General features: G+C 66.8%; 8 protein-coding genes. 5 read left to right on the forward strand and 3 right to left on the reverse strand.

Features of this window, described 5'->3' with window-relative positions; all coding sequences use genetic code 11:
- Positions 1-539: 539 nt before the first annotated feature.
- The 5 genes from WMF34_RS34270 to WMF34_RS34290 all read left to right on the forward strand — a co-directional run bounded on the left by WMF34_RS34270 (position 540) and on the right by WMF34_RS34290 (position 8,246).
- Positions 540-3,809, forward strand: coding sequence for a glycosyl hydrolase 115 family protein (locus tag WMF34_RS34270; protein ID WP_437990463.1), 3,270 nt, complete (start codon positions 540-542; stop codon positions 3,807-3,809).
- 242 nt (positions 3,810-4,051) lie between these two features.
- Positions 4,052-5,290, forward strand: a complete 1,239-nt coding sequence (locus WMF34_RS34275; protein WP_437990464.1) for a glycosyl hydrolase 53 family protein — start codon at positions 4,052-4,054, stop codon at positions 5,288-5,290.
- Between the two features lie 22 nt (positions 5,291-5,312).
- Positions 5,313-6,251, forward strand: a complete 939-nt coding sequence (locus WMF34_RS34280) for a LysR family transcriptional regulator (protein ID WP_437990465.1) — start codon at positions 5,313-5,315, stop codon at positions 6,249-6,251.
- Between the two features lie 14 nt (positions 6,252-6,265).
- Positions 6,266-6,895, forward strand: a complete 630-nt coding sequence (locus WMF34_RS34285) for a class I SAM-dependent methyltransferase (protein ID WP_012239363.1) — start codon at positions 6,266-6,268, stop codon at positions 6,893-6,895.
- A gap of 577 nt (positions 6,896-7,472) precedes the next feature.
- Positions 7,473-8,246, forward strand: coding sequence for a DUF6748 domain-containing protein (locus WMF34_RS34290; protein WP_437990466.1), 774 nt, complete (start codon positions 7,473-7,475; stop codon positions 8,244-8,246).
- Positions 8,247-8,544: 298 nt separating this feature from the next.
- Here WMF34_RS34290 and WMF34_RS34295 read toward each other — a convergent pair whose 3' ends face one another.
- From WMF34_RS34295 to WMF34_RS34305, 3 genes are read right to left on the reverse strand one after another with little or no spacing between them, the layout of a single operon-like run.
- Positions 8,545-10,239 (reverse strand): DUF262 domain-containing protein, encoded by a 1,695-nt coding sequence (locus tag WMF34_RS34295; RefSeq protein WP_012239365.1) that lies wholly within the window; start codon positions 10,237-10,239, stop codon positions 8,545-8,547.
- A gap of 7 nt (positions 10,240-10,246) precedes the next feature.
- The gene (locus WMF34_RS34300; RefSeq protein ID WP_012239366.1) at positions 10,247-11,224 is read right to left on the reverse strand and encodes a hypothetical protein; all 978 of its coding nucleotides are present in this window, start codon (positions 11,222-11,224) and stop codon (positions 10,247-10,249) included.
- Positions 11,221-12,486, reverse strand: a complete 1,266-nt coding sequence (locus WMF34_RS34305; RefSeq protein ID WP_012239367.1) for an AAA family ATPase — start codon at positions 12,484-12,486, stop codon at positions 11,221-11,223. Before WMF34_RS34305 ends, WMF34_RS34300 begins: the two co-directional genes overlap by 4 nt.
- Between the last annotated feature and the right edge of the window lie 7 nt (positions 12,487-12,493).

The raw sequence follows: 12,493 nt of genomic DNA on the forward strand, positions 1-12,493 counted from the left end.
CGATTGCGTGATCAGATCGGCGTGCTGCGGGAATTCTCCCGGGCCACACCAGCGAGGTGCAACCTGGGTGACACCCAGCCAACTTGCGCAGAGAAGGCGTACTCTGCCTCCGAGCTTCATCTGTCAACGACCATCGACCACGGAACCCAGCCCGACCGCAGGCGACGCGGCGTGCAGCGAGGGGCCTTCCGCGCCGGACCGTGTCCGCGCGTCAAGGGCGCCTCGCCGCGGGCCACGGGACCGTCGGTGTGCATGTCACGCTCTGGTGAGATCACCCGGATCGCCACGGTGTGATCGCTCGGAACAGCGCCTCGTGATCACCGGGATCGCGATCACGATCGCGCGGATCGCCGCAGGGATTTGGACGATTGCATAGGAGCGCCCGGCCTCAGCGCCGGAGGTCACGGCCCGTGTCCAGCGCGGGCGCGTCGACGACGCCGGTCAGCCGCATCAACGAGGGAAACACCGTTATGAGTTACGCACGCATGGTCATCAGGAAGGGTCGAATCGGATCCTCGCTACTCTGCTTGCTGCTCCCCATGTCGCTCGCTTCGTTGACCGCCTGCGGGTCGGATGGAGCGAAGGGCGATCCGGGAGAGCCGGGCGCGCCCGGCGCGCCCGGAGAGCCGGGGCCCGAGGGCCCGCCCGGCGAGACGCCCGTGTCGCCGGTCGACCCGGTGACGGGCTCCCTGGAGAAGTACGTTTCAACCGAAGGTGGAGCGGGCCGCTTCCCCCTCGCCGTGGGCGGCAAGGTCGCTCCGCTGGTCGTCAGCGAGAGCGATTATGCGGGCGTGAACCGCGTCGTGGACGACCTCGCGGCGGACATCCAGCGGGTGACCGGCGCTGCCGCGGCCGTCGACAACGAGATCCCGGCGTCGGCGAAGGAAGTGGTCCTCGTCGGGACGGTGGGCAATAGCCCGATCATCGATCAGCTGGTGGAGGCCGATCGGCTCGACGTCTCCGGCTTGACGGGGAAGTGGGAGACGTTCGTCACGCAGATCGTCGAGCAGCCGGTGGAGGGCGTGGACCGAGCGCTCGTCATCGCGGGCAGCGACCAGCGCGGCACCATCTTCGGCGCGTACGACCTCTCCTCGCAGATCGGCGTGTCGCCCCTGTACTGGTGGGACGACGTCCCGGCCCAGAAGAAGCAGGCGCTCTTCGTGCTCCCCGGGCAGCACACCCAGGGCGAGCCGAAGGTGAAGTACCGCGGGTTCTTCATCAACGACGAGAACCCCGCGACGGGCAACTGGGCGGCCAAGATGTTCGGGCCGGGCAAGGCGGAGGGCTTCCCCGGAGGGCTCAACCACCTTTACTGGGAGAAGATCTTCGAGGTCGCGCTCCGCATGAAGGCGAACTACATCTGGCCGGCCGTCTGGGGCCGCGCGTTCGCCGAGGACGACCCGGAGAACCACGCGACGGCCACGCGGTACGGCATCGTGATGGGGACCTCGCACGAGGCCCCGATGATGCAGGGTATCGAGGAGTGGAATCGCCACGTGGTCGCGGCGCAGAGGGATGCGGCAGGCACCATCACCAAGGCAGGGAGCGATCCGTACGGCGGCACCGGCGAGTGGCGCTTCTCGGTGAACTCCGATGCGCTGAAGAAGCACTGGACCAAGGGCATCCAGCGGATGGTCGACGAGAAGATCGAGGGCGTCGTCACGCTCGGCATGCGCGGCCCCGGCGACGTCAGCCTGCCCCCGGCGGACGGCATCCCGCTCATGAAGAACATCGTCGAGTCCCAGCGGAAGATCCTCGCCGACGTGACGGGGAAGGACGTGACGACCATCCCCCAGGTCTGGACGCTGTACAAGGAGATCCAGGGCTACTGGGACGAAGGCATCACCGTGCCGGACGACGTCACGGTGGTCTATTGCGACGACAACTGGTCCAACATGAAGCGCCTGCCGAAGCTCGGCAAGCAGCGGGCCGGCGGCTACGGCCTCTACTACCACTTCGATTACGTCGGCGGCGGCCGTAATTACAAGTGGGTCGACACGATCCTCCTGCCCAACGTCTGGGAGCAGCTCCACCTCGCCTACAACTACGGCGTGGATCGGCTCTGGGTCGTCAACGTCGGAGACTTCAAGAACGAGGAGCTCCCGCTCCAGTTCTTCCTCGACTACGCGTGGAACCCGGACCGCTGGCCGGTCGAGCGCATCGGCGACTGGGAGCGGCGGTGGACCGAGCAGCAGTTCGGCTCCGAGCACGCGGACATCATCGCCGACATCCTGCACAGCTACTCGCTGCTTCAGTCGGATCGCAAGCCGGAGCTGACCAACCGGAAGATCACCGTCGATTACGACCTCATGGTCAGCGCGCCCACGACCGACGTGCCGGATCCCGACACGGCCGCCATCACGTACGACGACGGCGCGAGCCCGTTCAGCCTGACGAACTACCGCGAGCTCGAGAGCGTCACGGAGGAGTGGGAGGCGCTGGCCTCGCAGGCGGAGTTCGCGGCCAGGCTCCTGCCGGAGGAGGTGCAGGACGCCTACTTCCAGCTCGTGCTCTACCAGGTGAAGGCGACCGCCAACCTGTACGCGCTGCGCCTGGCTGGCTTCAAGAACAAGCTCTACGCGGCGCAGGGGCGCGCGGCCACGAACGACCTGGCGGCCGTCGCGGAGGCGCGGCTCCAGGACGATCTGGCGCTCTCCTACTACTACAATCACGATCTCGCCGACGGGAAGTGGGAAGGCTTCCAGACGCAGCCTCACATCGGCTACGGCGCGCCGGGGAACCCGTCCTGGCAGCAGCCGGAGCACCAGTACAACAACATCCAGGAGTTCATCTGGCCTGAGCTCGTCTCGATCGAGGTCCCCGAAGCGGCGGAGCTCGGCGTGGCGATCGACGGATCGAGCAACTTCTGGACGGCCGCCGGGGCAGGCGACGGGACCGCGGTGACCCCCGAGCTGCCGGCGTTCAGCCGGTATCAGACGCAGCCCGAGCAGTACATCGAGGTGTTCAACCGCGGCCGCGAGCCGCTCGAGTACGCGATCGACGTCGCTCTCCCGGTCGAGTGCCCCGCCGGCTGGGCCGCGAACACGCCGTGCCCGCCGTGGCTGAACGTCTATCCGAGCCAGGGTGTCGTCGACAAGGAGGTGCGCGCGACGGTGAGGGTGGACTGGGTCATGATCCCCACGAACCAGACGTTCCCGGTCGATGTCCCGATCACGGTCACGGGCTCGGACGGGAGCTCGGTGGTGGTCACGGCCCGCGTCGAGGACCCGCGGCAGGTCGCGTGGAAGCCGAACCGCTTCATCGAGGCGAACGGCTACGTCTCGATGGAAGCGGACCACTTCAGCCGCGCGATCGGCACGGATGACGTCGAGTGGAAGGTGCTCCCGGACATCGGGCGCACCGGGTCGGGGGTGACGCCGTTCCCTGTGACGGCCGAGGCCCAGGAGCCCGGCGCCGCGTCGCCTCGCCTCGAGTACGACATGCACCTCACGAGCAGCGGCCCGGTGAACGTGTATGTCTACGTGTCGCCCAGGAACAACTTCCAGAACTGGGCCGAGGGCCTGCAGTACGGCGTGTCGTTCGACGACGGTCCGGTCCAGAAGGTCAACACGAGCCACGCCGTCGAGCTCAACGGCAACGGCAACAAAATCTGGGAGCGGCACACCTCGGACAACGCCAACATCATGCGCACCAAGCACACGATCGCCGCGGCGGGTGATCACACGCTGAAGGTGTGGATGGTCCATCCGGGCGTGATCGTCCAGAAGATCGTGGTGGACGCCGGTGGCATGAAGGAGAGCCTCCTGGGCCCGCCCGAGAGCTACTGGATGGGCAAGGGGCCGGAGTAGCAATCAACCATCGTCTGTGAGCAGTCCGAGGGCCCGCCGCGCACACGCTGTGCGGCGGGCTCTCGCCATTTCTGCGCCCTGGCGCTCTGCGCCCTGGCGCCTGTCGACAGCGGATCTTTCTACCGGCGGCGCCGCGATCGTGGGCGCGCGTTCTTCGTGCGCCGTGATCGCGCGCATGGCCAATGGTAGGATCCTCGCCGGGATCAGGGATGCTGCGACAGAAGCTGGGATGGATGGGTGTGGTGACGCTGCTTCCTGCGCTCGCCGCGTGCGGTGAGAGCTCGGGGGCCGGGGCGGCCGGCGGGGGCGGCGCCGGTCAGGCCGCATCGACCGGCGCCGAGGCGTCCACGGGGAGCGGCGCGGGCGGCGCGAGCGGCAGCACGAGCGGCAGCGGAGCCGGCGCGGGAGGAGCGTCCGCGAGCACCGGCGGCGCGGGTGGGACCTCCGCGAGCGCGGGCGGCGCGGGCGGCGCGGGCACGGGCGGGAGCGGTGGCGACGGGACGCCGGGCGCGCCCCAGGGCTTCATCCTCGGCGCGGACATCTCCTGGGTGCAGGAGCGCGAGGCCGGAGGCAAGGTGTTCCGCGACATCGATCCACGGACCGGTGCGCTCGTCGAGAAGGACATCCTCGAGATCTTGAAGGCGCACGGGTTCAACTGGATCCGCTTGCGCCTGTTCAACGACCCGACCGCGGTGTACGCCGACGCGGCCGTCGACGACGACCCCTACTCGCGCGAGGGCTTCTGCGATCTCGAGCACACGATCGAGATGGCGCGGCGCGTGAAGCGAGCGAACATGGGGTTCCTGCTCGACTTTCACTACAGCGACGTATGGGCCGACCCCGACGATCAACACAAGCCCGTCGCCTGGACCGATCTCGAGGGCGGCGCGCTGGCGAGCGCCATGCGCGAGTTCACGCGGGACGCGATCGAGCAGCTGAGCGCCGCCGGCGCGCGCCCGGACATGGTCCAGATCGGCAACGAGATCCCGCAGGGGCTGCTGTGGCCTGACGGCTTCGTCACCGGGCAGGCGTTCCAGGGGCTCGGCTCGCTCCTGAAGGCCGGGATCCAGGGCGTGAAGGACGCCGACGACACGATCACCGTCATGCTGCACCTCGACCGCTGCGACGACAACGCGGCGACGCGCTGGTGGGTCGACGGGGTGCTCGGGCAGGGCGTCAAGTTCGACGTGCTCGGCCAGTCCTGTTACACCGAGTACCAGGGGCCGCCCTCGGGGTGGAAGGCGAACTTCGATGATCTCGTGAAGCGCTATCCCGACCTGAAGTTCGTGGTGGCGGAGTACTCGTGGGAGAAGCGCGCGGCCAACGACCTGATGTTCAACCTCCCGGACAAGCGCGGGCTCGGCACCTTCATCTGGGAGCCGACCGAGTGGCACGAGCGCATCTTCTCGCCGAACGGCGATATCATCGAGAGCATGATCGCTCCCTATGATCAGATGAAGGTCGACTACCAGGGCTTCTAGCGGCGTCGTGGACTGGGATGACGTGCGCCATTTTCTCGCGCTCGCTCGGACGGGCTCCGTCCGCGCGGCGGGCTCGCTGCTCGGCGTGAGCCACTCGACCGTGGCGCGGCGGGTCGAGGCCCTCGAGGCGCGGCTCTGCGTGAAGCTGTTCGACCGGCACCGCGACGGGTACCAGCTGACGGACGCGGGCAACGAGATGGTCTCGGGGGCGGAGCGCGTCGAGCGGGAGATGGCCGCGCTGGAGCGCGGCCTCGCCGGGCAAGACGCGCGGCTCGAGGGGCCCGTGCGGGTGACCTGCACCGACCCGTTCATCGCGAAGATCCTCCTCCGCGCCCTGGCCGGCCTCTGCGAGCAGCATCCCGGCATCGAGCTCGAGCTGGATGCCGACGCCAAGAACCTGGATCTGTCGAAGCGCGAGGCCGACGTCGCGGTGCGTGCGCTCGTGCCCGGCGCGTCCCCGCCGGAGCACCTGATCGGGCGGCGGCTCGCCCCCATCACCCTCTGCAACTACGTCGCGGCCGCGCACGCTGCCCAGCTCGACCCCGAGCGCGGCGCGCGCCCCGCGCGCTGGCTCGGATCCAGCGTGCACAGGATCGTCAGGGAGCTCGTCGCGTCGTCGAGCTATCCCGAGGTTCCCATCTGGGGCACGTTCGAGTCGATGGCGATCATGATGGAGGCCGCACACGCGGGCCTCGGCTTCGTGATGTTACCCACGTACGCCGGCGATCCGGAGCCCGGGCTGCAGCGCCTCGCCAGGCCGGACCTGCGCCACGTCGCCGATTTCTGGCTCCTCAGCCACCGCGATCTCCGGGACAACGCGCGCCTGCGGGCCGCGCGCGAGGCCATCACCGCGGCGATGACGGAGCGCGCGGCCCTGTTTCGCGGCGAGGCCGAGGGGTGGCGCGAAACTGCGCCCCTGCGTCACGAACTTGCACCGGGCGCAGGCGCGCCGCGTGCGTAGATTCTTCGACCACGATGACCGCCGACGCCAAGTTCTGGGACGACATCGCCGAGAAGTACGCCGCCAAGCCGGTGGAGAACGTCACCGCCTTCGAGCGCAAGAAGGCCATCACCCGCGAGCGCCTGCGCCCGGGCTCGACGGTCCTCGAGATCGGCTGCGGCACCGGCTCGCTCGCCCTGGAGATGTCGCCGTTCGCCGGCCACATCCACGCGATGGACGTCTCGGGCGAGATGATCCGCATCGCCAACCAGAAGAAGCAGGCCCAGGGCGTGACCAACGTCACCTTTCGCCAGGGCACGCTGGACGGACCTGCCCCGTACGAGCCCGAGCACTTCGACAGCGCCTGGGCCTACTCCATCCTCCACCTCGTCCCCGATCGGCGGCGCACCCTCAAGACAGTCTTCGATCTCCTCAAGCCCGGCGGCTCGTTCATCTCGTCCAACGTCTGCCTCGGCGGCACCTGGGTACCTTACGGCGCGATCATCACGGTGCTGCGCTGGTTCGGGAAGGCGCCGGTCGTCCACAGCTACGATCGCGAGACGATCCTCCGCGAGATGCGCGAGGCAGGGTTCGTCGAGATCGAGGAGCGGGAGGTTGGTGGCGGGAAGATGGTTGCGTTCGTCGTGGCGAAGAAGCCGGGGTAGCGCGCAGCTCGCCACGACCGACCCTCATGCGACCAGGTCGCCAAGGAGCCGCCGGATCCCCCTGGTCCTCGCCGCATCCGATGGCGTCCGCTCCGGGTCATGACGAATCCGTGAGCGCGCGCAATCCCGCCTCTTTTCCGTTGTGTTTATCGGACCCAACGGTTCAGCACCCAAGGCCCCCCCTTCATTATGCCGCCCCTTTTCAGCGGGGAGATGGAACAGGGAGGCGGGGAGACAGGGAGTATTTTGAAGATTTCCTGCCCCGCCGCCCGCCTCCCCTGTGAATCTTTTCTGAAGAATTAAAGTCAGGTCAATTTCGCGACGCCTCGTCGCTCGTCGAATTCTTGCTCCGACCAGCGTTTCACTCGGCAGGTCTGCTAGCACACTCCATTCATTCGTTGGAGGCGATCGTCTCCGGGCGAAGCACGGCGAGCAGGTGGCAGGGCGGCAGGGGCGTACCGTGCTCGCGACAGCTCGCCCCCTCGACGCGTGGAAGCCCATGAAGGCGCTTCGGGCCTGCGGACCGGCCGAGGCGCTCGCATCCACGTTGACCCGTGTCCGCTCCTGGAGAACACCGATGTTCAACCTCATCCATCATCGCCTCTCGCTGCTCTCCCTGCTCGGCGTGCTGGCCGCGCCAGCGCTCGCCTGCGAAGCCCCGCGCGAGGGCGGCCTCGCGGGGGACCTCGCGCAGGCCGAGCTCGACGTGGAGGACGATGTCGGCGCGCTTGCCGCGGCCGAGGTCGCCGTGGCGGACTATTTCATCGCGACCCGTCCTGACTACCGCAGATGCGCGGCGCCGATGTGCGGCGGCCATTTCGTCGCCCGCGTCAACACCAGCGTGGCCCGCTGCGCCGATGGAACTTGGCAAGAAGAATGCCACATGTTCGAGCTGGATCTGTCCGGGCTCGGGCTCGATCGCTCGACCGAGGCCAAGGCCAGAGAGGCGTTCGGTGCCGGGCAGGCGCTGGTCCGCGGCGGCCTGAAGCAAATCGTGCTCGGCGACCTGCGGTCGCGGCCGGCGGACGTCCTCGTCGCCAGCGAGATCTGGCTCGGGGCGACGGGCAATGCGCCGAAGGGCCACTTTTCTCGGGTCGACAGCAGCGGGATCGTGTGCGTGACGTATCCCTGTCCCTCCTTCTCCGAGCACAGCCTGAACACCAACCTGAGCGGCTCACTCGACGGCGTCGATCTGTCCGCGTCCGGGGCCACGGCGAAGCAGGTCGAAGGCGGCATGACGGCGCTCTCAACGACCGGTCTGCTGATCGCCGGTCAACATGCGATCATCACCGGTCCGGCCGGCTCGATGAACCGCCTCGACGCGGCGGAGTTCTACCTGCGCCTGAAGTGACGCCGGCTGGGCGGAGGCACCTGCCTTCCGAGCCCTCATTCATTGGCCAGAGCCAGTCCTGCGCGCAGCTGAGAAGCTACGCCGAGGGCGGCATCCAGCGCCGCGGGAGGTCGGCAGCGGCCGGTCGAAGCCCGACCGGACCCGCACCACCCATCCGTAGGGCAGCGCGATCTCGATCGGCTCCAGCGCGACGACCGATGCGTCCCTCACCACGTGGACCAGATCCACCCGCCGCCCTCGTGCGCGCCAGCTGTTCGAATTCGGTCGATTTCTCAGGCTCCGCAACAAGGGCTTGCCACTATATGCTTGGCGCTCCACCGAGCGTGGGATAAAGGCGCCGGAGCACGCGCTGAAAGCGCGCGTCTTCCAGGCCGTTCAGGTGGCCTTCGCGCAGCCGGACGAACATATCATAGTCGCCATCACGGAACGCCTGGTATGCCTCGTAGCTGATGATGTGGCTGGCGAGAAATTCGCTGGGCGGTCGCTCAGCCGACTGGAGGAGCCTTCGCATTGTACCAATGGATTCTGGGCGAACGAGGACGCGTGCGCCGGGGCTGCCGGAGACCGCCGGCCTCTTGGCCTGCGCCGAGGTGATGAGCTGTGTCATCGCACGGTTTCGGTGCGCCGCGAGAAGCCTGCTGCAATGCGCTCGCGTCACTTCTTCCGAGGGAGCCGAAGGAGCCCTCGGTTTGTACCTGGCCATCAACAGGGCCACGCCGCGCGCACGCGCATGACGAAAGTCGAAGCGCGGCAGCGGACGCTTGGTTGGCACCTTGCCAGGCGGCTGCGCGAGCATCTCCCCGGTGGCCAGCGCGCGAACGTCGTCGAGGAGCTGCGAGAACCGGGACTCGCTCATCTGCCGCTGGAACATCTCGGTGTAGGTGGTCAACCAGAGCCAGTCACGAAGACGTTCGAGCACGTCCGCATCCGGCTCTGGCCTCTCTCGAAAAGCTGCCGCGATGAGGACGATCTGCGCAGTGTAGGGGACCAGATCCGGAGCCCAGATCGACACTTTCGTCCTCAGGAATCGCGCGGCGTGACAGAGATGGGCCTCGACTTCTCCCAGGATGTCGGGCTGTTTCTTCAGTTCCTTACCGACAGCCTCAGAATCGTCATCATAGACGGCTACTCCGAGCGCGATCTTACAAACACGGAGGATAGTCTGGTCGTCGATCTCGTCCCATCCGAGCTCGGCAAGAGATCCCTGCTTCATCTCCTGCAGACGGTCGAGCAGGTCGAAGCTTGAGGACCACGTGAGCGCATTCACCATATGCACTTCGCTCATCGTGACGTGTTGGCTGTTCACGCGCTGAAAAGTCCGCGTTACGAGCTCGACGTTCTCCGACGTCACGGGGACCGTCGGAAATTTATACTGACGAAATGCATCGGCGATCTCATCTGACAAGCTCACGAGGTCATCCGCATCGGCATAGAGCTCGTGTTCCCTCCCGCCCGCACGCCTCTCACCGACCAGATTTCTCTGAAATTTGACCAAGCGGGCCCCCTGAAGCATATCCGTGAGTGGGAGATGGTGTGGGAGCACCGCCCCGAGATCCTGCCGCGTAACAAACACCTTAGCGCGCAGATCGTAATATACCTGAAACGCCTCCGAGGGCTCGTTCGTATCGTCGCTGTCTTGCTCCAACTTTTGGGCGCCGATGAGCGCGAAGTACAGCGTCGTGAGCCTCTGCTCCCCGTCGAGCAAATATTGACGTACAGGTGCACTCCTGTCCGCGATAGGCAACAGAAACGGACCAAGGCGCTCTTTCACTGACATCTCGCCGGAGCGCGTTCGCCAGAGCATGACGGTGCCGATCGGAATTCCTTCCAGAATGCTGTCGAGCAGCGCAAGCCTCATCTCCTTGGGCCACACGAGCGGACGCTGAAACTTGGGGATAACAATCTGGCCGCTACTGATCTCTTCAAGCACCTGCGGTAGGTACCGGATCTGCGGTTCGCTATAGAACCCTGCCAGTGACTCTCGTACCGTCATGATTCCCTCACCGGATCCGCTCGACGATTTCCCGAGCGAATTGCTGCACGTGGGCCACGACTGTCGCGCGCTCCAGCTCGTGAAACTGGACGTGACCGTCTCGGTACAAATTGGCGATATGCACATCCAATCCATGATGAAGCAACCGGCGCGTCTCGCCCGAGATGACAGCGAACAGCTCGCCTGCCCGATGGACGTTCGGCAGGTCTTTTTCGAAGCCCTCCTTCATATTGTAGTGTGCGCGCTGGTCGTCCCGGAGCGCGAAGAGCGCCTCAACCTGGGCCTTACGCTTGTCCCGCGTTCGCCCCTGCGCTAGTTGGCACCACCGTTCGAGCGCGGCACGCGGCAGATAGTTCTCGATGGCCCGGCGCTCGAGCTGGTGGTGGTGCACGTCGGGATAGCAAAGATTCCGGACGACCTCCGACTTCGAGCTCGGCGCTCCTGGCCGCATCGCATCGCTGTCGAACATGGCCGAGGAGCGCATCCGCGTCGCGACATGCCCTCGGACCTTCTTCACCCGCTTTTCGAGCTCGCCGAGCCCTCCGCAGTGCTCCGCCTCGACCCACTCTCGAGAGAGCCGCTCTTCCAGGAACTCACGCGTCGCGCGGTCGCACATGCTCAAGAGGAAGGCGCGGTCTGTTAGGCCATTCTCCAGGAGGAGTCGATAGGGACGCTGGAGGAAATCGATGGCGTCGCCGAATGTCAGTATCGGATGCGGGTAGGACCACGTCGACTCCCCGCGCGCCGTTACCCAGACCTCATGATAGGATGGTTCCAGCTCGCTCTGGCGGAGACCGTCCCCGACAACGCGTTCCCAGTCTGCGCGCGTCGCCTCGTCCAGCCCCGCGAGCCAGGCCGTGTACGCCGTCGCTTGGTCGTCGCGCACGACGATCCTATGCCTTTGAGTCGCGCCAAGCCATAGCAGCACCATCAGATCCGCGGTCGATGTGTCGACAAAGACCTCCGCGTCGAGCAGCACCATCATGACGGTACGCCCCTCCGCGCCAGGAAGAGCTCGCGCGCTATCTTCGCGTCCTCGGAGAAGACCCCCGCCGGCCAGTCTTTCGGACGCCCCCGAGCGTCCAGTGCGATCCCGCGGCAGTCGGACTCCCCGTTGGGCAGACTCTCGAGCCAGAGGATGGACACGTCCTCGGGCTGGAGTTTACCTTGCGCGATCAGCAGTTGCACGAAGAGTAGCAGGTTCTCTGAGTGGGTCTCGATCAGGAGCCTCGGGTGGGACGGCGCCTTGATCACCTCACCGAAGAACTCGGCCAGCGCCCGCTCGGCCCGCGGGTGGAGGTGCATCTCTGGCTGCTCGATGGCGAGAACGGCGCCCGGGGGGAGATCGCCCACGGCGGCCGTCGCACCGAGCACCAGCACCGGCAGGACCTGACTGACCCCCTCTCCGACATCGACGATCGAGATCCGCAGAGGCGCCCCTTCGACGGGCTCGAGCTCGATGGCGAACTCTTCTCCGCTGTCGCGAACGTCGATGGCTTGACCAAACATCTTGCGCAACACCGCCGAGACGCGAGGCAGAATGATTTTCCTGCCACGCGCGTCATAAGCGAGCTTTGCCGCCGCCTCCTTGCCGCTGCTCCCCAGCCGCACCGGCTCGCCCTGATAAACCCCGCGACGCTCGGGCGCCGCGCGTACCGCGCCCAGCCAGTGCACCGACTCCTGCAATGACTCCAATCGCTGCCAGCACTGGCCGAGCACCACTCGGACATCTCCGGGGACGGAGGATGCGGCGCCTTGCCCCGACAGCACAGGCCGGAGATCTTTGAACGAGAGCGTGACGGTCAGCAGCGGGCTGCCAGGAGCAGTGATCTCGTACCGGCCCGGCTCTCCGGGAACATCGATGGCATGGAGGAGCTCGGCGCCGTCCGCGTCGCGGGCGAAGAACTCGCTGACCAGGTGTCGCTTGTCGTCCTCGCGCAGCGAGATCTCAATGGCACGCGCCGGCTGCTCGTCGTCATCCCAGGTCAGGCCGAAGACGAGCTTGTTGCGCGATGAGAGCCGCGTCGCGATATCCGCGTAGGTCGGCTCGCGCATGCCCTCGGCCTTGAGCGCCAGCGGGCCCACGTTCGCGCCGCCGGACGACGCGGACAAGAGGGGCAGCGCCCGCACGAGCGCGCTCTTGCCAGCGCTGTTGTAACCGAAGAGGAGCGTCAACGGACGCAGCTCGACGAGCGTGCGCCGGACGAACGAACGGTAGCCTTCGACGCTGAACGAGGTGAGCGACACGCAGCGA

The organism is Sorangium sp. So ce145 (assembly GCF_051525985.1).
Lineage (GTDB): Bacteria > Myxococcota_A > Polyangia > Polyangiales > Polyangiaceae > Sorangium > Sorangium cellulosum_B.